35 protein-coding genes and 3 tRNA genes are annotated in these 25,534 nt (G+C 52.7%); 7 read left to right on the top strand and 31 right to left on the bottom strand.

All coding sequences use genetic code 11. The features are described from left to right. A complete protein-coding gene (locus N7268_RS19200) occupies window positions 1-426 on the top strand; it encodes a tail fiber assembly protein (protein ID WP_177711822.1) in 426 nt (141 codons plus the stop codon). Here the strand turns inward: N7268_RS19200 and N7268_RS19195 are convergent. From N7268_RS19195 to N7268_RS19120, 16 genes are all read right to left on the bottom strand, one after another. Next, window positions 398-991 (bottom strand): tail fiber assembly protein, encoded by a 594-nt coding sequence (locus N7268_RS19195; RefSeq protein ID WP_260864083.1) that lies wholly within the window; start codon window positions 989-991, stop codon window positions 398-400. The genes N7268_RS19200 and N7268_RS19195 overlap by 29 nt on opposite strands. Then, window positions 991-2,325 (bottom strand): phage tail protein, encoded by a 1,335-nt coding sequence (locus tag N7268_RS19190; RefSeq protein ID WP_260864082.1) that lies wholly within the window; start codon window positions 2,323-2,325, stop codon window positions 991-993. The genes N7268_RS19195 and N7268_RS19190 overlap by 1 nt, the downstream gene beginning before the upstream one ends. Beyond that, window positions 2,315-2,929, bottom strand: coding sequence for a phage tail protein I (locus tag N7268_RS19185; protein WP_008500379.1), 615 nt, complete (start codon window positions 2,927-2,929; stop codon window positions 2,315-2,317). Before N7268_RS19185 ends, N7268_RS19190 begins: the two co-directional genes overlap by 11 nt. Next, window positions 2,922-3,818 (bottom strand): baseplate J/gp47 family protein, encoded by an 897-nt coding sequence (locus N7268_RS19180; RefSeq protein WP_260864081.1) that lies wholly within the window; start codon window positions 3,816-3,818, stop codon window positions 2,922-2,924. Before N7268_RS19180 ends, N7268_RS19185 begins: the two co-directional genes overlap by 8 nt. Continuing rightward, window positions 3,805-4,173: a GPW/gp25 family protein gene (locus N7268_RS19175; RefSeq protein WP_010835080.1), complete on the bottom strand. Its 369-nt coding sequence runs from the start codon at window positions 4,171-4,173 to the stop codon at window positions 3,805-3,807. The genes N7268_RS19180 and N7268_RS19175 overlap by 14 nt, the downstream gene beginning before the upstream one ends. Continuing rightward, window positions 4,170-4,754, bottom strand: coding sequence for a phage baseplate assembly protein V (locus N7268_RS19170; protein ID WP_260864080.1), 585 nt, complete (start codon window positions 4,752-4,754; stop codon window positions 4,170-4,172). The genes N7268_RS19175 and N7268_RS19170 overlap by 4 nt, the downstream gene beginning before the upstream one ends. Continuing rightward, window positions 4,754-5,395, bottom strand: a complete 642-nt coding sequence (locus N7268_RS19165) for a phage virion morphogenesis protein (protein WP_010835078.1) — start codon at window positions 5,393-5,395, stop codon at window positions 4,754-4,756. The genes N7268_RS19170 and N7268_RS19165 overlap by 1 nt, the downstream gene beginning before the upstream one ends. After that, window positions 5,392-5,841, bottom strand: coding sequence for a phage tail protein (locus N7268_RS19160; RefSeq protein WP_260864079.1), 450 nt, complete (start codon window positions 5,839-5,841; stop codon window positions 5,392-5,394). Before N7268_RS19160 ends, N7268_RS19165 begins: the two co-directional genes overlap by 4 nt. Before the next feature lie 141 nt (window positions 5,842-5,982). Then, a complete protein-coding gene (locus N7268_RS19155; RefSeq protein WP_039268396.1) occupies window positions 5,983-6,378 on the bottom strand; it encodes a hypothetical protein in 396 nt (131 codons plus the stop codon). Beyond that, complete coding sequence (locus tag N7268_RS19150) at window positions 6,375-6,926, bottom strand: lysozyme (RefSeq protein WP_204192080.1); 552 nt, start codon at window positions 6,924-6,926, stop codon at window positions 6,375-6,377. The genes N7268_RS19155 and N7268_RS19150 overlap by 4 nt, the downstream gene beginning before the upstream one ends. Next, window positions 6,923-7,204: a hypothetical protein gene (locus tag N7268_RS19145; RefSeq protein ID WP_000420349.1), complete on the bottom strand. Its 282-nt coding sequence runs from the start codon at window positions 7,202-7,204 to the stop codon at window positions 6,923-6,925. Before N7268_RS19145 ends, N7268_RS19150 begins: the two co-directional genes overlap by 4 nt. Beyond that, window positions 7,195-7,395: a tail protein X gene (locus N7268_RS19140; protein ID WP_000864915.1), complete on the bottom strand. Its 201-nt coding sequence runs from the start codon at window positions 7,393-7,395 to the stop codon at window positions 7,195-7,197. Before N7268_RS19140 ends, N7268_RS19145 begins: the two co-directional genes overlap by 10 nt. Beyond that, window positions 7,395-7,892: a head completion/stabilization protein gene (locus tag N7268_RS19135; protein ID WP_023305074.1), complete on the bottom strand. Its 498-nt coding sequence runs from the start codon at window positions 7,890-7,892 to the stop codon at window positions 7,395-7,397. The genes N7268_RS19140 and N7268_RS19135 overlap by 1 nt, the downstream gene beginning before the upstream one ends. Before the next feature lie 103 nt (window positions 7,893-7,995). Next, on the bottom strand, window positions 7,996-8,859 hold the full coding sequence (gene gpM, locus N7268_RS19130) for a phage terminase small subunit (protein ID WP_131445423.1): 864 nt from the start codon (window positions 8,857-8,859) through the stop codon (window positions 7,996-7,998). Window positions 8,860-8,905: 46 nt separating this feature from the next. After that, window positions 8,906-9,955, bottom strand: coding sequence for a phage major capsid protein, P2 family (locus N7268_RS19125; RefSeq protein ID WP_000430111.1), 1,050 nt, complete (start codon window positions 9,953-9,955; stop codon window positions 8,906-8,908). 23 nt (window positions 9,956-9,978) lie between these two features. Beyond that, the gene (locus N7268_RS19120) at window positions 9,979-10,812 is read right to left on the bottom strand and encodes a GPO family capsid scaffolding protein (protein WP_008500366.1); all 834 of its coding nucleotides are present in this window, start codon (window positions 10,810-10,812) and stop codon (window positions 9,979-9,981) included. Between the two features lie 160 nt (window positions 10,813-10,972). Here N7268_RS19120 and N7268_RS19115 point away from each other — a divergent pair, with 160 nt between their 5' ends. Together N7268_RS19115 and N7268_RS19110 are read left to right on the top strand one after the other, a co-directional pair. After that, window positions 10,973-12,694 carry a terminase large subunit domain-containing protein gene (locus N7268_RS19115; RefSeq protein ID WP_260864078.1) on the top strand — a complete coding sequence of 574 codons (1,722 nt, stop codon included), beginning with the start codon at window positions 10,973-10,975 and terminating at the stop codon, window positions 12,692-12,694. Window positions 12,695-12,696: 2 nt separating this feature from the next. Continuing rightward, window positions 12,697-13,749 (top strand): phage portal protein, encoded by a 1,053-nt coding sequence (locus N7268_RS19110; RefSeq protein ID WP_260864077.1) that lies wholly within the window; start codon window positions 12,697-12,699, stop codon window positions 13,747-13,749. Window positions 13,750-14,141: 392 nt separating this feature from the next. Here N7268_RS19110 and N7268_RS19105 read toward each other — a convergent pair whose 3' ends face one another. From N7268_RS19105 to N7268_RS19055, 11 genes are all read right to left on the bottom strand, one after another. After that, entirely contained in the window at window positions 14,142-14,840 is a 699-nt protein-coding gene (locus N7268_RS19105; protein WP_260864076.1) for a DNA adenine methylase, read from the bottom strand. Between the two features lie 112 nt (window positions 14,841-14,952). Continuing rightward, window positions 14,953-17,592 (bottom strand): replication endonuclease, encoded by a 2,640-nt coding sequence (locus tag N7268_RS19100; protein WP_260864075.1) that lies wholly within the window; start codon window positions 17,590-17,592, stop codon window positions 14,953-14,955. Window positions 17,593-17,666: 74 nt separating this feature from the next. Further along, window positions 17,667-17,840, bottom strand: a complete 174-nt coding sequence (locus N7268_RS19095) for a hypothetical protein (RefSeq protein ID WP_016155221.1) — start codon at window positions 17,838-17,840, stop codon at window positions 17,667-17,669. After that, complete coding sequence (locus tag N7268_RS19090) at window positions 17,837-18,043, bottom strand: hypothetical protein (protein WP_003835835.1); 207 nt, start codon at window positions 18,041-18,043, stop codon at window positions 17,837-17,839. Before N7268_RS19090 ends, N7268_RS19095 begins: the two co-directional genes overlap by 4 nt. Continuing rightward, window positions 18,043-19,008, bottom strand: coding sequence for a DNA adenine methylase (locus N7268_RS19085; RefSeq protein WP_016155220.1), 966 nt, complete (start codon window positions 19,006-19,008; stop codon window positions 18,043-18,045). Before N7268_RS19085 ends, N7268_RS19090 begins: the two co-directional genes overlap by 1 nt. Window positions 19,009-19,018: 10 nt before the next feature. Beyond that, complete coding sequence (locus N7268_RS19080) at window positions 19,019-19,570, bottom strand: 3'-5' exonuclease (protein WP_260864074.1); 552 nt, start codon at window positions 19,568-19,570, stop codon at window positions 19,019-19,021. Beyond that, window positions 19,567-19,791, bottom strand: a complete 225-nt coding sequence (locus tag N7268_RS19075; RefSeq protein WP_149691540.1) for a hypothetical protein — start codon at window positions 19,789-19,791, stop codon at window positions 19,567-19,569. Before N7268_RS19075 ends, N7268_RS19080 begins: the two co-directional genes overlap by 4 nt. A 67-nt stretch (window positions 19,792-19,858) precedes the next feature. Beyond that, complete coding sequence (locus N7268_RS19070; RefSeq protein ID WP_057063507.1) at window positions 19,859-20,131, bottom strand: hypothetical protein; 273 nt, start codon at window positions 20,129-20,131, stop codon at window positions 19,859-19,861. A gap of 213 nt (window positions 20,132-20,344) precedes the next feature. Continuing rightward, window positions 20,345-20,578 (bottom strand): phage filamentation protein Fil family protein, encoded by a 234-nt coding sequence (locus N7268_RS19065; protein ID WP_260864073.1) that lies wholly within the window; start codon window positions 20,576-20,578, stop codon window positions 20,345-20,347. A gap of 175 nt (window positions 20,579-20,753) precedes the next feature. Then, window positions 20,754-20,894 carry a DUF4761 family protein gene (locus N7268_RS19060; protein WP_239509506.1) on the bottom strand — a complete coding sequence of 47 codons (141 nt, stop codon included), beginning with the start codon at window positions 20,892-20,894 and terminating at the stop codon, window positions 20,754-20,756. 70 nt (window positions 20,895-20,964) lie between these two features. Then, window positions 20,965-21,168, bottom strand: coding sequence for a hypothetical protein (locus N7268_RS19055; protein ID WP_024142410.1), 204 nt, complete (start codon window positions 21,166-21,168; stop codon window positions 20,965-20,967). Window positions 21,169-21,478: 310 nt separating this feature from the next. On the opposite strand from N7268_RS19055, the gene N7268_RS19050 reads away from it, so the two are divergent. The 4 genes from N7268_RS19050 to N7268_RS19035 are packed head-to-tail and all read left to right on the top strand — an operon-like array spanning window position 21,479 to window position 24,398. Further along, window positions 21,479-21,868, top strand: coding sequence for a helix-turn-helix domain-containing protein (locus tag N7268_RS19050; protein ID WP_101701044.1), 390 nt, complete (start codon window positions 21,479-21,481; stop codon window positions 21,866-21,868). A gap of 13 nt (window positions 21,869-21,881) precedes the next feature. Beyond that, entirely contained in the window at window positions 21,882-22,511 is a 630-nt protein-coding gene (locus tag N7268_RS19045) for a membrane protein (RefSeq protein WP_039268412.1), read from the top strand. 16 nt (window positions 22,512-22,527) lie between these two features. Further along, on the top strand, window positions 22,528-23,394 hold the full coding sequence (locus N7268_RS19040) for a BRCT domain-containing protein (RefSeq protein WP_101701024.1): 867 nt from the start codon (window positions 22,528-22,530) through the stop codon (window positions 23,392-23,394). Beyond that, window positions 23,391-24,398 (top strand): tyrosine-type recombinase/integrase, encoded by a 1,008-nt coding sequence (locus N7268_RS19035; protein ID WP_039268413.1) that lies wholly within the window; start codon window positions 23,391-23,393, stop codon window positions 24,396-24,398. The genes N7268_RS19040 and N7268_RS19035 overlap by 4 nt, the downstream gene beginning before the upstream one ends. Before the next feature lie 128 nt (window positions 24,399-24,526). Here the strand turns inward: N7268_RS19035 and N7268_RS19030 are convergent. The 4 genes from N7268_RS19030 to pgsA form a co-directional block, all read right to left on the bottom strand. Then, a tRNA-Leu gene (locus tag N7268_RS19030) sits at window positions 24,527-24,613 on the bottom strand. Window positions 24,614-24,625: 12 nt separating this feature from the next. After that, window positions 24,626-24,699, bottom strand: a tRNA-Cys gene (locus N7268_RS19025). Between the two features lie 51 nt (window positions 24,700-24,750). After that, a tRNA-Gly gene (locus N7268_RS19020) sits at window positions 24,751-24,826 on the bottom strand. A gap of 151 nt (window positions 24,827-24,977) precedes the next feature. After that, window positions 24,978-25,526 carry a CDP-diacylglycerol--glycerol-3-phosphate 3-phosphatidyltransferase gene (gene pgsA, locus N7268_RS19015; RefSeq protein WP_003030490.1) on the bottom strand — a complete coding sequence of 183 codons (549 nt, stop codon included), beginning with the start codon at window positions 25,524-25,526 and terminating at the stop codon, window positions 24,978-24,980. Window positions 25,527-25,534: the final 8 nt, after the last annotated feature.

Genomic DNA, 25,534 nt, shown 5'->3' with positions numbered 1-25,534 from the left:
ATGCAAAAATATGTATTCAGTGCCAAGAAAAATGCTTTCTTTCCTGTAGAGCTAAAGTCGTCCTATCAAAAGGCAGGAGAGTGGCCAAATGATGGAATAGAAATAGAAGACTCTGTTGCAACTGAATTCATGCAGGAGCCACCTGAAGGCAAATACAGAAATGTAATAGCAGGAATGCCAGCATGGGTAGATATTCCGCCACCAACTCAGGAAGAACTTAGCGCTGTCGCTGAATTAAAAAAGGCCAACTTACGTATGCGGGCTGACTCAGAGATTAACTGGCGTCAGGATGCTGTTGATGCAGGAGTAGCGACGGAAGAAGAAACCGCCGCTTTGTCAGAATGGAAAAGATACAGGGTATTACTGATGCGAGTCGATACCGAAAACCCCGTTTGGCCTACCACTCCGGGGGAAGAGGCCAGTTAATATCTGGCGCGGTGCTGGTATCAGTTGCCTCCACCGCGTCAATGTAGTCCAGAACAGAATTTAGCCTCGTAGTTTCAGCAGTGGTTAATTTACGCCCTGCCTGTAATTTAAGCTGTATCATGCCGATTGATGCCAATGCTGAATCTATCAGAGATTGCTGTTGTTGTTTTGCTACTTCTTTATCTGCCGCGTGCTGAACATCAGTATCCGTTACCCACTTCTCACCATCCCATTTATCATACGAGCCTGAAGGCGCGGTGGTAGTGTAGCCATCATGAACAGGACCAATATAATCAATGGTGGATGGCATTCCGTCAGTGATTGAGTAGACAATCTCCCCCCTATGGTCTTCTTCCTGACTCCAGGCGCCACTTTTAAATACAGCTACTTTCCCCGCCACTTCATCACCAGGGTCAATGTCTGTTGAATGCCCAGGCATGCTTACGCCAACGTTAATGTATTCATCAGACCAGCCGGTATATTCGAAGGTTACAGGATTGAAGTAAAAACAGCGGATATCACCAGCTTCGTTTGCCAGGCCATTTTCATCAAAAACAGGTTTCATTATTTAGCCCTTACCAAGAAGTTGAATGCAATATTACGCGGACGGTTTTCAGTGGATGTTCTTGCTTGCCGTGAAGCATCAAAAGAAACATATGATGGGTTATTTGGAGTGTCTGCAATTATGGTTGTATTGCCAATTGAATTCCTCACACCAGTAACAGCGGAAAAAACACCACTCGCGATAGTAAATTTAACAGCAGCATTGACTGATGTTTGGGCATCGCCGATATTGCCTGTTAAATTTTGCATCGCGTCAAGTTGTGCGGAAAGCAGTGCTCGTCCACTGTCAACTCCACGCCCGTCATCCCAAACACGAAGGAATTCGCCGCGTGATTCAGGTAGCGTCAGCCCAGGAAACACCAGTGCTAACTTAGGGTAAGTGGACGCGGAGAACGTCGCCCCATTAAATTTCAGAAACACCATATCAGCCCATTCAGTCATGACCGTATTAGGCATCGCCGAGGACGGCCAGAAGAACGGAATCCCGATGGCAGGAGCGCCAACTCCCAAACGAAGGTTTTGGAGAAACTTCGCCACGTCAGGAATATCCCCGCCGTTTTGGTTTTTCTGCATCGCGCCGGTGATACGTGCATCATCACCCGCCGCAACGGTATCGGCAGTTGTACCGGTGTTTTTCGTCGAACTGTTACCCAGTTGCAGATTCTGGCGGGCCAGTGCCGGATTAGGTAAATCAGCGAGATTGCGTTCTTTAGCCAGCCGAGCATTCGCATTGTCCATCGCAATTTTAACGGCCTTCGATGTTGCCGCCTGCGATTCGCTGTCACTGGTCACACTGCTGCTGAGCTGCACAAAACCTTTCTCTGTCGTTGACGCATCCGGGTGATTACGTGACTGCTCATGCGCGCGCAGCTGGCTGTCAACATACTGGCGTGTTGCCAGTACAACAGCCGGATCAATCTTCAACGTAACGGCTTCGGTGCTGCTGACAATCAGGATCACGCGAATAACCTGAACGCGCCCGCTCCCCTCCTGCAACTGAGGCTTATAGGTTTCAGCGCAATTGGCAATCGCCACCATATCGCCATCTTTATCGAAAAGGCCGATCTCACGAATCCACCACCCGCCGACGTCTTCCGGTATGACCTGTTCCGCAATGATCTGGCTGGCGTTCGCCGGGTCCACCGTCAACATATTCAAAGGGGCGCGGCGTAACTCATGTACGAGGGCAGTCTGTGCCGGATTCGGTGTAGGCAGTACACCATTGCCATCACCAACGGCCAGCTGGGTAATCTCAACTTTCGTACCCAACGCCGTGGCTTTTGCCAGTTTTGCCGCCCCGATATTGGTCAACAGGGCAAGATATTTAGTCGCCACTTGCGATCTCCACGGTATCAATTAAATGGATTGCTGCGCCGGTGTAGTCATTGCCACCCACAGCGATAGTTTCAGGAAAATAGGGATATACCGTCAGCGTATCACCCACGTAACACCCCGCCCCTATCTCGATATAACCCTGAGACTGAAGCGAAAGCGAAAGGCCGGTGAGGTGACGGCTTCTGGGTTTTGCATCGTCGATCAGGCGCTCAAGCTCCCGATAAGTTTCCTCGGTGATCCCCTCATCCTGAATGCCGATTTCAAGCCGGAAAGTGCCTGGCTCCTCGCCGTTCTGCCACCACTCAATCACCCTCAGCAAATAGCCGAAAGGTTCAACAACGCGCCTCAGCGCTGAAATCGTGCCTTTGTGGCGATGGACAAGCCAAGAGGCTTTTATTACCTGCCTCTTGGTCTGTTCAGACCAGCGCTTATCCCAGCGATCAACAGACAACGCCCAGGCCAGATAGGGTAAAAACTCCACGGGGCATTCATCCGGATTCCAGAGCTTTCGAAGGTCGACAGGAATACCGCTGATCCGCGCCGTCGGTTTCTCCGCATTCCGCATGAAGGTGCTGGCTGAAGGCGGCAGGAGGCTGTTATTCATCCGTTCCCCCTACGCTGATGGTGTGCGAAATACATCGTGCCGCCTGGGTATCATCGATCACGATATCGTCCTGAGGATTCAGCAAAACTACGCGCTGCACCCCCTGCACATGCAGAGCGGCCATAATGGCCGAACGCGCAACATCGCGACCGATTTTCCCCTGCGCTCCCAGCCATGTCCGCAGTGCATTATCTGCCGCACTCAGGATCGGCTCAGATTCCGGCCCCGGATAGAGATAAAGCAGAGCGTCAATTTCATAATTCACAATCTCCGCTGACTGGACGGTTAGCCGGTCGGCGACAGGCCGCTTATCATCCGCTGAGAGCGTGTCGTTTACTGTTGCGATCAGCTCGTCGCTCGCCGTGCCATCCCCTTCGGTAGACAGAATGGACACGACGACAACAGCGGGTGAGGGGCTGGTTGCCCTGGCATCTGCAACTTTTCCGCTGGCACTCTTCGCAAAATATTCGTATGCACCGGTAGGGCCAGCAACGCTCAACCCTTCAAAAGCGGATTGCGCGCGCAGACGCAGTGCGGTATCGCTTTCCATCTCTGCATCGGTGGTTTCGGTAGCCGGAATACGAACCAGGCGCTCGGTGTTCAGGTTACCCGCAAGGTTATCAAGATCGGTGGAGACGGAATGGCTCAACATGCAGGCCGCAGCCCCCTCATTGATTCGCTGGCGCAGCATTAATTCCCGGTAGGCAATCACCTGCGCCAGTATGGTCAGGGGTTCAGACTCAAGCTTTAACGCAGCGGCAACAGAAGCCTGTTGTTCATCAGGGAAAGCCGCGATCATGACGGCTTTGACATCCGCCAGAATCACTTCAAAATCCAGCACCTCAATAATTTGCGGCGGCGGTAGCTGCGCCAAATCAACTGTTGCCATTGCTGCTTTTCCTGAGTGTTAAGGTTGTCGTCTGCTGTTCCATAGATTCCGTCAGAGCCCCTGACAATCCCGCCTCCACTGCTCCTGACTGCGAATAACGCACATCCACGATGCTCAGTGTGATCCGCGGCTCCCATGTCGCCAGCGCAATAACCACTGCGCTCATCAGCTGCATGCGTGTAACGTCGTTTTGTGGGCCATCAATCAGATCAGGAACGAGAGAGCCGTAGTCACGGCGCATGACCCGCGATCCAATCGGGGTGTTAAGAATGTCACTGGCTGACTGCCACACGTGGGCGGCATCCGTCAGCGTTCCCGTGCCATCAGGATTCATCCCGGTATAGCGCACCGTCATTTCGTGCCCTCCGTCCAGCTTCCACCACGCTGCACGGCACCATGACCATGATCATCAACCTGGACACCGTTTGAGATGAACGCACCACCAGAGTGCGTAAAGTCCCCCTGCATTTTGCCGCCTTCCGTAACGGTGAAATTTTTGGTTTTCAGCATCTCGGTACACTCGACCAGCGGCGTTTTCAGCAAGACCTTAACCGACGCCTCAATCGTTGCTGATTTGATGCCGCTGACCTGCAAAGCCCCTGCTTCTGCGTCATAGCGAAACTTCGCTCCATCCGGCGCGGTCACGATCATTTCTTTTGCCGATATACCTGGCGCCGGATTGTCGTTGCTGTAAAGACTTCCCCCGATGATCGCAGCGGTAGTGTTACCCCCAAGGCACAGGAACCATACCTGCTCGCCAACAGACGGCGGCACCCAGAAGCTGAAAGCGCCTGCACGCTGTGCGTTCCAGCGCAGCCAGGTGGAATCCAGCTCTCCGCTTTTTACCCTTACCCGCCACTTTTCCTCGTCAATCTCCGTCACCATACCGGTGCGAACGATGTTTTCCAGCAGGCGAATGACTTCAGCCAGATCCATCAGCTCACCCCCAGAGAATCAATGACCTGCCGGGCAATAGCCATGCGGTCCGCCTTGCTCAGGCCGAGCAACTCACGGCGCGGATAGCTGGCCATCGCGCCACTGTCGTTTACCCTGTCCCGTAGCCCGTACTGGTGAACGCGGGCGATGCGGGCAGCAGCGCCCGAAAAACCAACTACAGCCCCCTCAGAAGTCGCTCTTGCTTTCAGAAAACGGGTTGTGCGCAGTCGGCGAAACATAGGATCGCTTTTCGTGGTATCACGGCGCGTCTCGCTGAAACTGATATCAAGATAACGCTCAATATCAGAGCGATAGAACGAGCGAACGGCCCCTTTCCCCTCATCAAAGCCTGTCAGCATGCGTCCCCGGCTTCCACGGGTTGCCCGCCAGTTCCTCAGACGACGCTCCTCACCTTGCCAGACAAACCCGATCCCAGCCTGGGAGCGTAAGACGCGGCGATGACGCTTCTGGTATTTCGTGCCATCCGGAGCTGTCTGCTTCCCGATGCGCTGGCTCTGGCTACGGCGTAATGTAGTCGCTATTCCGCGCGCAGTACGCAACCGGCTCGCTGGCGCCATTGCGGACAGGATGTCTGCAAAAACCTGATCGAGTTGATGAAACAGCGCGGCATCATCGGTCATGCCAGCTCTCCTCCGCCAAATACCACTTCCCACTCTCCGCCATTGATGCGCGGGCGGTCTTCGCTCAGGTGCTTCGCGACGGGCTTCCCGTCAACGGTTTCCACCATGACGCGCTCCCAGACCGGCACCTTGAACAGAAGATCGGCCAGGTCGTCGCTGATAATGTCAGCGTCAAACTCCACCTTGCGGTTATTGTCAGGATTCAGCAGTAAATCAGGCTGATATTGCCAGACCCAGGCCATGATCGGCAGCATCAGATCATCAACCGCCCCTGGGAATTCCACGGCGAGAATATTGATGGTGTAGAGGTACATGAAAGACGGTTCGCCGGTCGCTTCAATCCCGATATTGCCTTTTTCCACCCAGACGGTGATTTGCTCCGGGTTGGCCTTACACCAGGTGTTACCGGCTATCAGGGCTTCACGCATCAACTCTGCTTTTTTCACTTTATCCCCCTGGCGATTCGCCGCAGTTCCAGCTCTCTGATACCCGCCTTATCGGCGTTGCATGTGTCCAGCGCATCCAGCAGCGCATCGGACCACGGAGCGAGGCTCCCGTATGTCATTGGTTTTGGCGGTGCTGGCGTTTCAGTTTTTGCCGTCAGGCTTTCCGGTAAAGGTTCCTGAATAATCACCGGCGCCAACTTCGGCGGCTCGCTGGTACAGGCTGTCAGCCACACGGTCAGGCACAGGCACAGCGGCGCATTTATCACCGGCCAGCTCAGTTTTGATATTTTCACGGCGCTTTTCCCCTGTATCGCTACGCTTCTGAGCCAGTGTTTTCAGACCAGCAGCCACTTCGTTCACGTCGTTACGTAACGCCCTGACCTCGTCCAGCACATCACCGGTTTGCTTAAGCTTCTGGTTAGCTTCTCCAAGTGCCGTCTCTGCGGCCTCTCGTTTACTGCTCTCCAGCGTCAGCCTGACGCCTGCAAGGACCAGCAGAAGGGAAATAAAAACGGTAAATACACCCAGCGCTTTCATTTCCCCCCCTTTAGCTCAGGCTCTGAGAGGCACCAGTCCCGAAACTCTTCCCGGCGCCTTTCCAGCCCCGGCATACGTTTTCCGCCGGAGTTGACAAAGTCTGTGAGTCGCTCGCAAACGCCCTGCCAGTTACCATCCTGCGCATTGCGCCAGATTGTTGTTCTGACCTTCTGGCCCTTTTTGTTGGTGTACCAGCCAAGACCACCACAACCGACGTTAAATGCGCCGTCAGTGAGCGCTTCGAAAACCCGTTGTGGTGCAGCTGCGCCATTAAACTCGCGGTTTACGCATTTCTCAGCACGAAACAGGTCATTCACCCATCGCTCGGCGATCTCGCGCTCGGCGTATTCGCGGTTCTGCACGTTGCTGGTCGACCCCATGCCTACGGTCAGCACACCTGCCGGGCAGTAATACGGCGTCTTTCGGCAATCCTCGTATTTCGCCATCTTCAGCTGCGCTTCAGGACTTGTGCGCAGCGTCTGCGGCCAGAGTGCTGCTGCGAGAGAGACAATCGCCGCAACAGAACAGGCAATAATTCCTCTTTTCATCGCGGTGACTCCCTGATAGTCCGAATTAACTCCTTCACGTCCTGCCGGTTCTCGGTATCGTCCCGAATCGCATCGATCAATTCATTCAGCAGAACATTATTGGTTTCATGGATGCGGGACATTCGGCGGCGATGGAGCTCACCCAGCACGGCAACCACGATCCCGGTGAGCGCAGCAATGAAAGCCAGCCAGTCCTTCTGCGTCATCATGCCGACGCCCGTCAGCAGCATCGACCAAAGGTACACCGTCCAGTTCCAGAGGCGGTTTATCAGCTCCATAATTGAACAGTCTCCTTTGTCGCAGAGGTGTCGACGTCAGGCAGTTCAACTTCCTGCCCGGCATCAAGGAAGATCTGACCGGCCAGCGCATGATTCGCAGCCAGTACGATCTCGGTCACGCCCTGGGTGATGCCGTAGTGACGCTGACACAACAAATCCACTGTATCGCCCTGCAATGCCTTCACTTTCATCAGAACGCCTCCGCAGAGTTACGGACCACGCCCTGAATATCCGAGATAGCCCAGCGCGCATCACGCCAGTGATCATTCGCCTGGGTTGCGAGTGCGGCGGCGCGCTTCTCTCCCGCGTCACCCGTGGTGTCAACATCGCGGAAAGTCTCGATCAGAAGGGCCCGCGAGATGCTGTAAACTGCGCGGCGCCAGCGATATACCTTTACGCTCTCGTCGTTAATCACCATGGCCGGTACGGCGGCCAAACTGGCATATCCGGCCCCAATCTGTTCAGCCTGCCATTGCTTCAGCTGATCAGCTGTGTGGGCTACGGCTTCAATGACCACCTGCTTTAAACGCGAAGTGGTAACCGCACCGGTGATCCGCATCTCCTTACGGACGTTGCTCAGTACTATCTCGGGCCAGAACTCCCCGGCGGTGACTTTCTCTCCGCCGTCATCCACGTCCGGCACATCCTCCGCAGAGGAGGTAACTGTGCGAGGGGCCACAAGGCTCATCGTGTAGTCTCCAGAAAAGGTTGGCGGTGAGCGGACGGAGAAAAGCTAACGCGATGCGTTGCAGATTTCCGCCCGCGCCGCCAGCGCACGGGGCGCAAGTCGGTTATTTTTTATCGGCGGTGGGCTTTTTCGTCGTTGTTTTGCGGGCCGCCGTTTTACGTGTTGTGCTTCCGGGGTTGTTTTTGGTGGCTGGCTTTTTGGCAGCTGGCACCGTCACTTCCGGCGTTGCTGCAGCCTGATTATTGCCCCCTTCGCCCCCGCTCTGGTCTGCACCCTCACTGCCTGATGCATTTTCCGCAGAGGCTTTTTTTACCTGCCTGGCAAGCTTATCGATCAGCTTTTTCACCCCGGCGCCGGAGTCGAGGTTCAGAGCGCGACGCAACAACTCCAGCGCAGTCGCCTGTTCATCCGCAGTGCCGTTGCACAATGCAAAAGCGCGGGCTTTATACAGCTTGGCCCGTACGACGTCTGGCATATCGCTGTTTTCAGTGATCTCCTGGACCTCATCGAGCACCGCCAGATATGGCTTAATATCAGTGCTGTCATCCGCCTTGACCTGCACCAGAATGGGATCGCAAATCTCATCGACCAGCGCTGTCGCTGCCGTGCGGTTAAACCGGTCTGGCATTGCCAGGTTGTGCGCGATGACATACCGCCCGATGCGCACGGCCAGCGGATAATCCCGAATATCAATCGCCCAAATCATCAGGCGCGTGATCACTTCATCCTGTCGCCCGCTGTCTCCCTCCAGCGTTCCTTCAATCCACCCCTCGTAATTGGGTAGCAGCTGGCGTTTAAGCGCGGCTTTTGCCTGTTCGCCCTGAATTTTCTTCAGCGCACTCATATCCATACGCATGCGGTGCAGAATTTGCTCGTGCGCAGTACGCGCTGTTTCTGACAGATCATCTGCCTTGCCATGGCGTTCAGCCATGACTCGTTGAAAATGTCGTTGTGCCGGTGTCAGCATTGTTTCTTCCCCGATGAACGGCGGGCCGAAGCCCGCCAGTGTGCGGTTATGCGCCGCCTGCCGGCGCCTCGGCAAAGGTAATGCCGTCAATGAATGCGACGTTGCCGTAGTCCTCGATCACAAAGTCATCATTCGATGACTGATAAGTCGCAATACGGTTGTATTCCGGCTCCTCCTTGATCGTCCGGCGCAGTCCACCGCGCTGGTAGTACACGGACAGGTTTTTAAACGGCGTGATCAGTACGCCATTGACCGGGAAGTACGGCGCGATGAAGGTCGGCATGTTGCCGACACGTTCCTGCGCAACAATCAGCTGACCGGCCAGCATTTCGGTGTTCGGGTTGGTCTGGCTCATGGCGTTAATCGCCGGGAAGTTGCCGGTGGTCAACAGGTCGCCTGCCAGGATCACCACGTTGTCAGGATTACGTTTGTGCCATTCATCCATCAGGCTGTTTTTGGCGTCGTACACCGCCGCACCCAGGTTGCCGTAAGTCCCTTTCGCAATAACCTTGTTATCTTCATCACGGGAAGTGATCGTGACGCCGGAAATCACGCGGTGTGAGGCTTCAGTACGGATTTTCTCCAGCCAGCCAATGCCACAATCCTGCAACAGTGGGTTAGCCGCGCGGTCTGATGGATCGCTGTATTTGGTGCCGTTGAAACCAATCATGATGCGGTCAAGTGACATCTGGCGAGCCATCGCCTTGCTGATCAGGGGCTGGAATTCCGGCATATGCGCCCAGGCATCAAGCTGTTCATAGCTGATCCCGTAGTCGTAGTTGACCTTGCGGCACATGTAATCAAACGGCTCCATTGAATGGTTAGCCCCTGGATTACGACGGTTGGTGGTGCTGTTGTTAACGCCAGCCATCGGGCCTTTGCTGCCAATCAGCACTTTCTGACCAATCTGCTGGTTAACGCCAAACACGTTAATTTTGCTCAGGAAAGAATCACTCTCCTGTGCGGCCTGCTCCAGGCGCTGCTGACGCGCCGGGTCTACCGCAAATTTCGCAGCGACTGCCGCAGTCGATACGCCGTTTAACTGCGCCTGGCGCGCAATGTACTGATCAAACAGCTGGCGGGTATTGTTTTCCATGTTCTCTGCTCTCGTAGTGGATATCAGTAATCAGCCAGCTGCGCGTTGGCGCCGCCGTTCGCAGGTGGTCGCTGACTGAAGGAAGCTTCAGTGCTCCCCAGCTTCTGGCGCAGCTCCGCAAGCTCAGTGGTCAGCTTCTGGATAGCGGCCTTATCCTCCTGTCGCTCCTGCTCTGCGGCACTGAAGCGATCAATTTGCTCGGATTGCGATTGCGCTACTGCCTCAACGACCTGATGCATCTGACTGAAGCGCTGATCGTCCGTTTTCTGACCTTTGCCAATAATGCTCATCACGCGATTAAACCACTTGGCACCCTCATCGCTGCGCTGGGCGGTCAGCTCGATCACCTCTGCTTCAAGCGCTTCGGTGAACATCGGCGCCTCACCCTGCTGGTTATTGAAGGCCATCACCGATGCACGCTGCTGTGAGGCAAATTTAAGACGCTCAGTACCCAGGCTCGCCGGGGTATCGGTCATTGCCAGCCCGACAACATAGGCTTTGCCGTTGAGGGCAAACTGCGGATGCAGCTCAATACTGGAATAGACTTTTTGCCCTTTGTCGGTCATCTGCACCATGCGCTCGGATGGTTCGATTTCGGCATAAAGCGCGGTACGCCCCGCCAGTGCACCTTCGGTGATGTCTTCGGTGCTGAGGGCTACCACATCCCCCATCGCGCCAAAATCGCTATTCGGGAACATAGAGAGATAGTGCTCAATGTTGACCCGCGCGCCATACACCTCAGGGTTGTAATTTGCTGCCGCATCGCGAAGGTGCTGCGGTTGAATTTCGCGCCCGTCAACGGTATTTCCGGAGACGGCCACGCGAAACTTCTTACGTGGTTTTGCTGTGCCTGCCATGTTCGTTTACTCGCTTGTTTTCTGAGTTCCCGGAGATGATGGCAGGGGGACGCATCCCCCCTCAACGCGTTGTTGTTGTGAGCGGAGCACCACAACCTAAAGCGAGCGCAAGGGTACGCGCGCGCGGGTTAATCTCCCCGGCAGGAAGCGAGGAGGATTAATGGCGATTGAAGAAGCATTCATCATGCAGCGTGCACGACAGCTTTACTGGCAGGGCTACCCGCCAGCAGAGATCGCACGCCTGATGGGGATCAACCAGAACACGGTTTACTCATGGAAAAAGCGAGATGAATGGGACACCACACCGCCGATCCAGCGCGTGACAACATCCATTGATGCCAGGCTAATTCAGCTCACTGGCAAAGAAAAAAAGACCGGCGGTGATTTCAAAGAGATTGACCTGCTCACCCGGCAGCTAAAAAAGCTGGATAACGGCACAGCAGCCACCCAGCCGAAGAAAAAGATCCGCAAAAAGCAAAACTATTTCTCAGAGTCGCAGATTGCCGCGCTGCGGGAGAACATTCTCGGCTCTCTGCACTGGCACCAGAAAGGGTGGTATGACAATCACCACTGGCGCAATCGCATGATCCTGAAAAGCCGTCAGGTTGGCGCGACGTGGTATTTCGCACGTGAAGCTCTCGTGCGCGCCCTGTCTGAGGATGTGAAATATAAGCATCAGCGCAACCAAATCTTTTTATCGGCAAGCCGCCGCCAGGCGTACCAGTTTCGTAGTTTCATTCGCTCGGCCGCCGAAGAAGTTGACGTGGAGCTCAAGGGCGGCGACATGATCCAGCTGTTCAACGGCGCCGAGCTGCATTTTCTTGGCACGTCAGCGGCTACCGCTCAGTCATACACGGGCAACCTGTATTTCGACGAATTCTTTTGGGTAGGCCAGTTTGCCAACCTGAAAAAAGTCGCGGGCGCCATGGCAACGCTAAAAGGTCTAACGCGTACCTATTTCTCCACCCCTTCAGCAGAAAGCCATGAGGCTTATCCATTCTGGACAGGTGAAGCATTTAACAAAGGTCGCAGCCATGGCAAGCGCATTGAATTTGATACATCCTGGAAAACGCTTAACAGCGGCCTGATGTGCCCGGACAAGATCTGGAGGCAGATTGTCACGTTGCAGGATGCTATCGACCATGGATGGGATCTGACTGATATCGACGAAATCCGGGAAGAGAACAGCCCGGAGGAATACGACAACCTGTACGGATGCCAGTTCATCAAAAGCGGTGAAAGCGCCTTTGACTATAACAGGCTACTGGCATGCGGCGCTGATGGTTATGACGACTGGCCCGACTGGCGGCCATATGCGGCCCGCCCCATGGCTGATCGTCCCGTCTGGATTGGCTATGACCCGAACGGCGCCAGCGGCAAGGGGGACAGTGGAGCCATATCCGTTAACGCTGTGCCGATGGTGCCCGGCGGCAAGTTCCGCACGATTGAGACACTACGCATACGAGGGATGGAGTTCGAAGAGCAGGCCAATCTAATTATCGGCATGCTCACCCGGTACAACGTGCAGCACATTGGGATCGATGGCACCGGTATTGGTGAAGCGGTTTATCAGCTGGTTAAAAAGCATTTCCCGGCAGCGGTTTGTTACCAGTTCTCACCGTCCAGCAAGCGAATGCTCGTGCTGAAGATGCAACAGCTGATTCGTGGCGGGCGCTGGGAGTTTGATCGTGGTGAGCTTGACCTGGTTGGTGCATTCAACTCTGTCCGCAAGATCGTTACCCCTGGAGGCGTTGTCACTTACGACACGGACCGCTCTCGCGGCGTCAGTCATGGCGATCTCGCATGGGCGACGATGCTTGCCACCATTAACGAACCGCTGGGACAAGAAGGCGGCAGCAGTATGACAGTTACGGAGTATTAACCTTGAGCAAACAAAGACCCACACGCGGCAGGAAGTATGCCAGGGAGCAGGCAGATCTCGCCGCCTCACTGAAAGCGTCACCGGAGATGAACTCATTCACCTTCGACGGCCCATGGCCGGTGAGTGGTGCCAGCGACCTGCTTGATAACATGTATTGCGCAGACAACGGGCGATACTACGAAACCCCTATTGACTGGTATGGCCTCGCCCGTCAGTTTGGCTATGCGAGCTGGCACCAGTCGGCGCTTTATTTCAAGCGCAATGTCCTTGCCGGATGCTTTATCCCGCACAAACTTCTTTCCCGCCAGGTGTTCTCCGCCTTCGCACTGGACTGGTTTGTCTTCGGGAATGGCTATCTTGAGATGCGAAAAAACCGGCTTGGTGGTTCCTTTGGCTTTCGTCACTCGCTGGCGAAATACACACGCCGTGGTTCTGACCTGGACACTTACTGGTTTATTCAGGCCGGGCTACAGGATCACATGTTTTCAACGGGTTCGGTATGTCACGTTCTCAGCCCGGATATTCACCAGGAAATATACGGCATGCCTGAGTATTTCGCTGGCCTGCTGTCTGCAAACCTGGCCCATTCTGCTGACAAGTTCAGAAAGCTCTACTACGACAACGGCTCGCACGCTGGCTGCATCGTCTACGTTAACAGCGCGATGGCCGACCAGGAGAGCCTTGATAAGCTCAAAAAGACGCTGACGGATACCCGGCGCGGCGGGGCGTTTAAGAACATCCTTCTGCACGCACCTAACGGCGGCAAAGACTCCGTGCAAATACTGCCATTCAGCCAGATATCGGCTAAGGATGAGTTTGTGGGGGTGAAGTCTTCCACCCGCGATGACATGCTGGCAGCGCACCGGGTGCCGCCGCAACTGATGGGAGCCATTCCGGAAGGGAACGGTTCATTCGGTGATATTGAGAAAGCGGCTCGCGTGTTCGCCGTCAACGAGCTGACACCCTGCATGGAGGCCATGAAGCATGTTAACGACTGGCTGGGTGAGGAGGTGATTCGCTTCAACCCTTACGCATTGCTTGAACCCACGAAGTGATCTCCTGGCCGCATCGTCATTTCTGGCGGTGCGGTACCACCCGCAGCACCATCATTTCCGGCCATATCGGCCACTCGCGAAACACAAATAAACCACACCCCCTACCAGACGCAGCCAGCGGGCTTCTGGCGCGACTTCTCTCGCGCTGCCGCTTCGCTCAACCATCAACATGAGCGCCCGACAGGCGGCGAATGGCGGATGATATGACCCCCTGCCTGACCCCCTTTGCGCGCGCTTGCTCCCCCGCCTCGCCTGCGCGCTAAACCAACCTCTTTTTGTGCACTTTGTGCAGTCCGCCCAAGCCCCGCCAGTGCTGGGGCGGCATGGAAAAAACGTTGTTTCAAAAATTGTGCAAATTTGTGCATCTTTTTGCATCCGCGCGGCCCCCATTTTTACACCTGATCAACCTCGCCGAGCGCCACCATAATCGCCAGGCGCTCAGCAGGCGGTAACACTGCAAATTTTTCCTTCCAGCGCTGCGCCTTTCGCTTGATTCGATAGCGATCATTGTAATTTTTACCTGCAAAAGTATGCGAATAAGCGCGCCCCTCTTGGTAGTTCATCCAGATCTTCTCTGTCCTCACCCCGCCGCGCGTCATTGCCTGAAACTCTCGGGCGCGCCAGTCATGTAACATGCGGTCATAAAATCCTGACGGATAGCCCGATAAAATTACGCTGACGTTATCCGGGAGATCGCGTAAACGCGTCAGCAATCGTTCATGGTTTTTAACAGAATACTCGCACCGATAGCGCGCAGAGCTGCTTCGCGTTTCATGCAGATAAGGCGGATCAGCGTAGATCAGCACCCGGCCAGCATAAGAATAATCAAAGCGCTCCAAAAACGTCACCGCGTCGCCGACGTCAATAAACAGACTATCGCCCAGAGCATCCAGAAATTCATGATTACTCTGGTTAAATGCCTCAATGGTCAGCGGATCAATATCAATCCCCCAACTGACTTTCGCCGGTGGCTTACGTAGCATGACAGCGCCACCGCCCAAGTGAGTTTCGATGTACGTGTCATGCGGTGGCATCTCGGCAATAATTTTTTGATAAACACCGCTCGCCGCTTTGCTTCCCAGATAGCTCATAACTTTCTCGTTCCCAAAAAAACCAACCTGCAGCACCGCCTAAAATGACGTTGCTCGATAGAATGGCCAGAACCGTCAAAAGCGACCATGGCTGACCATCTCACTCACTGCTTCAATCCTGTCTTTTTCGTTTAGCCGCCTTCTTCCAGCGCGTGACCAGGTCACACACCGCCACGTATTCAGACGTCAGTTTATCTTTCTCACCGGCACGCCATGCCTTCACTTCCTGCAACCGGCCATTATTCATGGCGAGCAGTCCGCCGCCGTGGCGAACGCGGGCACCGCCAGCAATCGACCTCACAACATCATCGCTGACGAAAATCCTGCAACTACGCAGCTGCGCGCCGATGCTGGCGATGGTTTCCTGGCTGACCCCGCCTTGTTTCGCAGCCTCTCTTTTCTGTACCTGCCGCAGCGCCGCTTCGGCTTTTTTCTTCTGGTATTCCGCAACTGCGGCGGCATAGTTATCCGCACGCAGCTCCGCTTCGGTCCGCAGCTGTTGTCGCCAACGCTGTTCTGCCTCTTCTGGTGTCAGGCTCATATCTTTCGCTGCGGCCACTTTTGGCCCCCACGTCAACGCAGTTTCATCATCAACAGACGTGCGCAGACCGCGCGCGGTACGCTCGAAGGCTTGATCTGAGCTTTCGCGGCCAAAGTTTTTCAGTCTGCTGGTGATTTCCTGCCGTTGCTGGCGTGAATATCGGCGCAAATCTTCGATATTCAGCGGAAGTTCTGTCATCTGACTGTCCGGGTGATCAATACCGGCATGCATCGTCGGTTTTGACGGTGTGGTACCAGCTGGCACCGCCACTTTTAACGGTGGTTTTTCGTCCGTTCCGGAGCGCCCCGTACAGTTATTGACAGAACTCCGAGGGGCCGCTGCGCGGCCTTCTAAGGTCAAAATCTCGACCGGCGACGGCTTACGCTTCGGCACAATCTTGTAATCGGTGGTGCGGGTGAAAATGACGGATTCGCTGCCCGTATAAGGGCAATAAACACCAGTAATTTTGGCGACCGTGTCACCATAATCATTGCCGTTTTCGGTGAATTCATAGTTAAGCCGAACGCGCAGGCAATCGCGCGCGACAAATGGCCCGCCCTGAGCGTTGGTATATCCCGGCCAGTCTGGTGCATCGGCTGCGGCGCGTGCCGCTTCCAGCTCCGGATGCAATACCAACTCACGGTCACCTAACCGGCGCAGCTCCCGCCAGGTGGTCACCGGCGCGCCGCCAATCTGCTGAAACTGGCGGATGTTCCAGCGTGAAGCCCAGGCGCGTACACGCTTTGCCATCTCCCTGACCGGCTGGCCTGACTCAAGATCCACTTCACCATCCATGCCGTAGCCATCGATGTTTTTCGAGATGTATTTCGCGATATAGCCTGTTGCAGACCCAAATTGCTCGTCCATCGGCGTAACGGTAAAACGGTGCTCTGAAGCACCTTTCTCGTTACCGTCCTCTTTCATGGCGTGTTTGCGGAAAATGGCTGTTGCATTCTCTACTTCCTCAGGACGGAGGAAGAGCAACAGATGCCAGTGAGGGGTTCCATCGTGGTGAGGCTCTGCAACACGAAAACCAAACGTGCGAATACCTTCGCGACTCCATTTGGCTCTGACGCGCGCCCAGACTTTGCAAAGGTATTTTTGCGTCTGACGCGGACTGGCGTGCTGGTACTTATCGTTTCGTCTGCCTGACTGGACATGCGTTGAGTGGTAACGCGACGGCGCTGTCACCGTGTAGAACATGCCAACCAGCCCCATTTCATTCGCCATATCCTCAAACCCGCGCATGCGCACCATCAGCTCATGCCGCGCTATCTTCGGGTTGGAAACGCTACCCATCACCTTATCCAGTAATGAGCTGCGCTCGCCGGTGTCCTGGTCTTCCAGCTCCATCGCCTGAAGGAATTCGAAGTTCGCTTTTTTCTGCGCCACCCATTCTCTGAAGCAGGGATCAGAGCAATATGGTGAAGCCACTTTGCTGACGTAGCCGGTCGCGATCATTAGATGTTCGCGCCAGCAGTCATGGATGCGGCGGATTTTGTTAAGCCACCATTTTTCGGAATGAAGTCTGCCAGCGGCACGCAGGGCCTCGTCGGCGTCCAACTCTTCATCGCAATAACGCGCCCATCCGGGGATCGCGATATTGAGCGTCGCCGCTTTGCTCGCTATAGCCCCATACGCGTAAATCGACGAAAAATCGAGATCGGATGTTTGCTCATACTGAAAATCAAACTCGCGCATAAACTCGCTTTTCATCAGATTCGCAAGCTTATACGCCAGTCTTTTCAGGCGTTTTTTGTCTGCCCATGGCAACAGGTGGAAGTCATCGCGCAGTGGGAGAAGGATCGCCGGGAGCGTACTTTGTGGGAGGTATTGCGCGTTAACCGCATCAACACGGCGTAAAACATGCCGCTCAAACGTACCGAACAGCCAGCGCACAACGTCTTTTGGCTTGCTGCGTTCGAGGTTTTCAAGGTGCTGCGAGAAGCGCTTACGGATAAACGCCGGGAGCGCCTGCACCCGGCGGCGGAGGTAGTTAGCGCGGCCATTGCGATCAAATGCCTCACACGCCTCGCCCTCGCGCGGGCGCAATGGTGCGCGGTAGACCGTATCAACCAGATCGCCATAAGCGAGCGCTCTGCGCTCGCCTTTCGGTGTCAGATACTCAATGGCTGAACTTTCGGTTTTATGGGGGTTGATGGCCTGCCGTTTGGTATTCCATTCCCATGCTAGCGCGGCGAGATCAGACATAACTCACCGTCGCCATATAAGCACTTATGAATGCCGCCGCCGCTTCGTTGTAATAAGCCGTCATCGCGCACCACCTACACCGTCACGGTGTCGCCGGGCTTAACCTGCCGGGCGTCTTTTTCGGTATCACGGATAATGGTCGTGCTGCTGTACCTGCCCCAGCTCAACACCTCCACCTCAACGATCCAGAAATGACGGTATGGGCGAACGTCGAGCACGCGAGTGATCACTGCATCAACTGTGTTCATCGGGTGGCGACCTCCCGAATCTCTTCGATTGAATCAAGCAGCAGTCGACGGCGGGTACGTTCGGCAAAGTGACGTTTGCCAGTGTCTTTCCGGTAGCACTCTGTTTTACCGACTACCCACATGGATTCCGTCTGGTGCAACTTCTTGCGCTGCGGGCCGTCTTTGGTAATAACTATGCCCGTATGAGTCTTTTTGATGGTCATCAGAAAGGCTCCTGTGTTTCACAGCCTTTGGCAGGGTCGAATCCTAAAAACATCTCGTCGTAAGTCGCATTCCCCATTACCGGGCCACAATCCGGGCAGAAACCACCGCCAGCACGGCCGCAACCATCACACACGCGAAGAACGCCAATAACTTCGCCAGCCATATCGCGACTTTTGGCGCTAACAGAGCGACGAACGCTGAGGGCGTGGAGATTGAAAGCGGAATAGATCTCGCGGGTTTCCGGGGTATCGCTGTTGGAGATCACCGATCGCGTGTCGTGCTGGCGATTAACATCAAGCAGGATTGAAACAAGCGCGCGGTGGTCATCTAACGTGAACGGCTTGCCGTAGGCGGTGAAATTGGCTGTTTTGCTGGTCGGGATGTACGGCGGATCGCAGTAAATTACAGAATCAGTGCTGTTCTTCGCGATGTATGGAATGGAGGTGCGAAAGTCATTACAAAGAAAGATTGCGTGAGTGTCCCGCGCCTTTTCGGCAAACATGCGCATTTCAACTTCTGGAAAATAGGGTGCCTTGAAGCTGCCAAACGGGACATTGAAGCCGCCCTTTTTATTCGTACGATACAGGCCGTTGTAGCAATGACGATTCAGGTACAAGAAAGACGCCGCCCACAACGTCGCGTAACAATCCCTTTCCGAGTCATCCCATGACAGAGTATTGAACTGGTCACGCTCGCCGTAATACCAGCTTTTACTGTTGCCGTGCTTGAACATGTCCCTAGCAACAGCGATCAGGCGCTCTGTGTCATCCCTCAACTGAAGAAAGAAGTTAATCAGCGCGCGATTGCTATCGCAGAGAACATAACGGCGGTAATCCGTATTCATAAATACGGTACCGCTGCCAACGAATGGCTCAATCAGACAATCGGCCTTCGGCAAGTGCTCCAGCAGCTGCGGCATAACGCGAGTTTTACCGCCCGCCCATTTGATTGGTGATCTGATCATTATCTTGCCCTCACAACGATTCGAGGTGTGGGGAAGTCAGGCGCTGCCAGACCTCGCAAACCTGCTCAGCCCGATATACCGCATCGGTCAGCATGTAGGTTGCCGTCGAGCGGCGCGGGTGCGGCGTATATCCGGTGATACCGGCGATGTGGATTAACGTAGAGAGATGCCGAATCTCGAAAGGCGGCAGAACCTGGTCTGGGATTCCATAGCGGGAGAGAGCATGAGCCAGCGTAGCCACATCAGCTGAATTGCTCGCAGACCAGCAATAGAGTTTTTCGTGTTTTGATGCAGTGGTATTAATAAACCGGCAGGCGGACTGTATGGCGTCAATCTCGCTGCAAGTTGCACTGATAACCTCAGCGCGCTGCGCGTTGTCTCCCTTCATGAGCTGCAAAACAGCTTCAGGATAAATGCCCCCTACCGTCCTGATATTTATGGCGCGATAGAACTGCGGGCCAATCTGACCTGTCGAGGGCTCGAAGAAAACGCACTCAACAGCAAAGATTGGTGAGTCTGGCGCTTTCCCCAGCGCGCGAATATCTAACATGAAGTTATTCATTGTTTGTTACCCTCGTTAATGGTTAATTCGCGGCTTGCGATCCACCGCTCGACTGATGAATAAATCTCTTCTGGTGTGGCGCTTTCCTTTTTCAGCTGGCTAACAAAAATACGAAGCAACCCCAAAAGGTGGGCGCGCTCGTGTTTTCGTGCGTTGGTGCTTATCTCTACAAACTCCGGATCACTTATTTCGCCATCCAGCTTTATTGACTTAACCGACATGCAACCTCCTGAAAAAGGCAAAACGAATCCCCGGCAAAATAAATGCCGTTAATTTAAGCCTGCTTAATTAGTGGTTAGGGCGAGGTTTTCTTTTAACCTGTTTAAACAACCTTTCGTGCCAGTAATAAAGAAAATCAATAAAGGTCATTCGCGCCCGCTCATGATTCCCGCGAATTGTTTTTTCAAGACCATAAATGATTAAATCAATTGATGGGCTGTCAGGAGTTACAACAATGCGCGCACCATTTTTTAAATTAACAGTAAAGCCTTTCTCCGCGTTCTCCACTGCTTCGCGAATCAGCATTTCCCGTTCCCACGATGTTTTCTCTTCTGTAAACATATAAACCTCATGGTTTGTTTGGTGGCATACATGGTTCAGCAACTACATCCAGTTCTGCCACTCTTTTAGCGGCATGCACCAGCTCGTTATCACTCAGGCCAAGAAGCGATTGAATCCTCAGTAGTGCAAGTTCCGCCTTTGCTACTCTAACTCTTCGAGCTTTCCGCATTGCTTGCTGGGTAGCTTGCGAAAGCTGGTGCGCTCCGATCAGACTCATTTACAGCCCCACTTTTTAAAAAGGTGGATTACAGCACTCAATAAACCCTTATTTATTTTTACCGTGTAAACAAACGGTTTATTCATTTCTTTAATAAAACGAACCTTATTAGGTTCTGGCTTAAAGAAACGTCCGTCAGGAGTTTCAATCCATCCGCGAGTGTTACTGTAATGCGTAACCTGACAACCATGCTTTAACAGGCTGGCAAGTGACGGCGTGTTATCGTTCATAAAATGCCCCTATTACAATTGTCTTCGCGCCTTGCGCTCCACTTCTTCACGTCGCGACCTAAATTCAGATAATGCTTAATCTTTTTTCTGCTTTATCTTTTTACAGTGCATTCTTATCAGGATCTGAATCAGGCTCAAAACAAACACGGCAAAAATAAAAAGCCCGATAGCCATTTCAAGTTTCATTTCTTCCACCATTTTTTAGTTTATCAATGGTTCGCATTGCCTCTGCTAATGCAAAGTCTCTGCCGAAATAATTCCCATCATTCATCACGCGATATGCGCGCTGCATTGTTCTGGAGTTTTTAGGACACATGTGGATAGTGAATCCCCGATATACATAACTATGTCGACTCAGTTGGATTAGATGATTCATGATTTTCCTGTCAACTGTTTGCGATGGCATCCTTGAGCATGGCTATCATGTTTACTTCCACCTTGCCCCCTGATAGCTCTTTAGGTCTGATAATTATCCTTCCGTCGCGAACCATTAACCTGCATGTGTCAAATGGAATGCCGGTTAGTCTGGAATACTCCTTGAGAGATACATAAGGAGCAGCAACATTCATATTAATGGTCACGCCCGTCATTTCTACCTCACACGCTAGTATCAGTTACCAGATTGCGGAAAATGTGTGGATTTCATGCACTCAAGCCCGCGCAAAAAAACTATGCGAACCATGTTTGAAGCAGATCGACATTCAGCCTCTGCCATTGCTTCAATTTCAGTGCGTTCTTCAGGTGACAGACGTAGCGGTAAAGACCCTCCCGCTACGCTGTTTTTGGGCGTACGCGCCCGCTGTGTGTTTTGTGCTTGTGTCATAGTGGTATATTGTGATCTGCTAAGTGTCTGTGAAAAACATTATGAGAACAGTAGTTCTCATTGTCAAACGGTGTTTTATGAACTTTGATTCTCAATGCGCTATCAGATTGAAAAATGAACGGAAAAGATTGGGCTTTAATCAAGCCTCCATTGCAGAACTTTGCGGTATATCCAGAGAAATTTGGGGGAAGTATGAGCGAGGCGCTGCCGTTCCCGGCGGCAATGTTTTGTGTTCCTTCGCCCTCAATGGGGCTAACGTCCAGTTCATTTTGACAGGGCAAGAATCTGGTGGTGTTGCACTAACACGGGACGAGCATGATCTAATTAATCATTTCAGAAACGCCCCATTAGCCATCAAAGCTGCTGTATTTGCAGCCTTAACGGCTGGCAACTCCGTCTCAAACTCAGTCAATGTGTCAGGAAATGGCAACCGAGTGGCTGGCAGGGATTACAACGAAAAAAAATAAATAGGGAAGCAGTATGGAAGTGAATTCCTCTGGAGATCAAAACCGCACCGCTGGACGCGACTTCACAGAAAACCGCGTTCAGATCGATAAATTTGATGGTCGTCACACCATCAACATTGCGATTCCCTCAGATACTCACGATGAGCGTCCTTTGGTTAGGGCGCAGAGAAAAGAACTTAATGCCCTAGTAGCGCTTGTTTCTGATTCCTACGGCAATGAAGCATATGAGATCTGGCAAAAGCTGCATGCAGAGATTGGCGTTTCGAGTATCGAAGAAATGACCGTCAACCAATATCAGACTGCAGTTAGCTTTTTGCAGTCCATGCTCGAACGCGCTAAGGATAAAGATGCAAGTAAAGCACTTGTTAGCCTTCTCCTTCGAAATAGTGAAGACAGCGAATTGAGGCAGAAACTGATTCGTTATTGCCATGTTAACTTCGGAACTGGTCGACTGAATGACCTAACACGCAACCAGCTTCAAATGTGTTTATCGTGGCTGGACCAGCAAACACAAGATATTCCGCCTTCTCCCCCGAGAGAGAATCACTCTCCATTGGATGTCACTACATTGCTGCGATCCCACGCTAAAGAATTCATTGTCATCTTCTTAATTGGTTTCCTGTTAGGTTCATTATTTTTCTGACTTCGTGGGGTTTTATATGAGGACTATTTGTTTTACAGGTTTTGGGAAAAAAGACAAAAATGAGCTTATTGAAATTGCTAAGGCTCGTGGATATGTCGTTAGAAGTGATGTCACCAAGGATCTTAACTATCTCTGTTGCGGTGAAAATGCTGGTCCGAGCAAAATAAAAAAGGCATCTCAGCAAGGTTCAGAGGTGCTGTCGACCGAGCAATTTCTTAACCTATCCCCCTTGTCGGATGCGCAAAATATAGAAGGTCAAAAGGGCAATACACCAACATTTACAATCCATGATGAACACCCTCTTCTGGACCTGATCTGGTCGTCAATTGATACCAAAGATAATTTATCAATCATTTATCACGGAGGTGAACGATCCGGAGCAGCAAGAGATATCCTTCCTCTGACATTGCTTGATAACTTTACGCTGCGAGCAGCGGACCTATCATCTCCGACTCACCCGGTAAAAACATTCAGCTTGGAAAAAATTGAAATACCTGGTGTAGCAAGGCTCCCATCCCTGCCAAGAAAACGTAATGAGAGTAAGAAAAAACAATACTCCGTTGGCTTATATAAAAATATCGAAGAAGTGCATTTAGCATTTGCCGATACACTTCATGGTATGGGGTGGCATGTTGCTACTTATCAAGATGATGCAGGCCTTTGCAATCGTTTGGATGTCTGTGACTTTTTCAAAAATGGTAAACCACGCAAAACTCCAGTTGTAAGTTTATCCTTCCAACCAGAAAATCAAACGCGCCCATTCGTCTGTAGGTGTCGAGATATCGAATTTACATCAACCTATGCACATCTTGATAACGCTGCGGAAATGTTCATTTCACTCGCGTATGCAGGATCTGATGATGATGCAGAGGTGAGTAATTGACCGTCCGAAAACTACCCTCCGGTAAATGGCTTTGTCAGTGCTTCCCTTACGGGCGTGATGGGAAACGCATACGTAAGCAATTTGCTACCAAAGGGGAGGCGCTCTCCCATGAGCGCCGTTTAATGAATAACGCTGCAAACCAGCCGGTAAACGACAGCGCTGTGACTCTTTCGGCATTCGTTGAACGCTGGTACGAGATGCATGGCAAAACGCTCTCATCTGGTGATGAAAGAAAGGTGAAATTACTGGCCATATGCGAACGTCTTGGTGATCCATTGGCTTCTCACTTTGATAAAAACACTTTCGCTGTATACCGGGAACGGCGTTTGAGTGGTGAATGGAATCAGAAAGGCAAGAAGAAGCTGAGTGAAGCGACAGTAAACCGCGAGCAGTCTTATCTGCATGCAGTATTCTCGGAAATGAAGCGGCTGGGGGAATGGGAAGGAGATAACCCGCTGTCTGGAATCAGGCAGTTCAAAGAAGGTGATCAGGAGCTGGCTTTTCTGTATGAGGAAGAAATTGACCGATTGCTTGCAGCATGCGACCAGTCCGCAAATAAAGATTTAGGGATTATCGTACGGATTTGTCTGGCGACCGGTGCACGATGGAGCGAGGCTCAAGACTTAAAGCAATCTCAAATCCTTCCTGGTCGTCTGACGTTTACGCAAACCAAAAGCAAGAAGAACCGCACAGTGCCAATTTCACAACAACTACAGGCGATGCTCCCTAAAAAGCGTGGTGCCCTCTTCTCACCCGCATACGAGGCTTTTAAGGCAGCTCTCGCACGCGCAGGTATAGAGCTACCCAAAGGACAGCGTACCCATGTACTACGTCATACATTCGCGAGTCACTTCATGATGCGAGGTGGGAATATTTTGGTGTTACAGCAAATTCTCGGGCACAGCACGATCATGATGACAATGAGGTATGCGCATTTTGCCCCAAACCACCTTGATGCTGCGGTAGCACTTAACCCGTTCGATAACCGCCAAGAGGCAAAATAGACAAACACAAAAATATGCTGCCACGCTGCTGCCATTTTGCTGCCACTGGCAAACGACAAAAACAAAAAAACCACCCGTAGGTGGTTTCACGACACTGCTTATTGCTTTGATTATTCTATTCTTTCCCATGGTACCCGGAGTGGGACTTGAACCCACACAGCGCGAACGCCGAGGGATTTTAAATCCCTTGTGTCTACCGATTCCACCATCCGGGCTCGGGAAGAAATTGGAGGCGCGTTCCGGAGTCGAACCGGACTAGACGGATTTGCAATCCGCTACATAACCGCTTTGCTAACGCGCCGAAATCTTCAGGCTTTTCAGCCAGCACCCGCAAACGCCAGTGCTTTTAATTTGGAGCGGGAAACGAGACTCGAACTCGCGACCCCGACCTTGGCAAGGTCGTGCTCTACCAACTGAGCTATTCCCGCATCACCAAGTAACTTTGTTAATCACTTGATTTTGTTATCGTCTGGCAATCAGTGCTGCCGTTCGATGCGTTGCATTCTACTTACCTGACGCAATGAGTCAACGATATTTTTCACCACCGATGATCGTTTGCTGAAATTTGCGGCGAAACGATCACTGATCAAGCAAATCTCCACGTGCAGCGCTCAAATACTGGAACATTGACCATAATGTCAGTATCGCGGCGACAAAGAAAAGTGCGATCCCGGCGTACTCAACCCAAATATTCGGACGCCACAACAGCCATGCTAACGCCGCCATTTGTGATGTGGTTTTCACTTTACCGATCCAGGAGACTGCCACGCTGCTGCGCTTGCCGAGTTCAGCCATCCATTCACGCAGAGCTGAAATAATGATTTCACGCGCGATCATCGTGGCGGCGGGTAATGTTACCCACCAGCTATGATAGTGTTCCGTCACCAGCACCATCGCGATAGCCACCAGCACCTTATCGGCAACCGGATCCAAAAAGGCGCCAAAACGCGTGCTCTGGTTCCAGCGACGCGCCAGAAAACCGTCAAACCAGTCAGTGACCGCCGCGATACAGAAAATCAGCGCACAGACAAAAGGTGCCCAGGTGAATGGCAGGTAAAACGCCAATACAAAGAATGGGATCAGAATGACGCGAAACAGCGTGAGCAATGTAGGGATATTAAATTGCATAGGGCGGA

Source organism: Citrobacter sp. Marseille-Q6884, from assembly GCF_945906775.1.
Taxonomy (GTDB): Bacteria; Pseudomonadota; Gammaproteobacteria; order Enterobacterales; family Enterobacteriaceae; genus Citrobacter.
The sequence above is the reverse complement of the archived record's forward strand: the minus strand, read 5'-3'. Positions and strand labels throughout refer to the sequence as shown.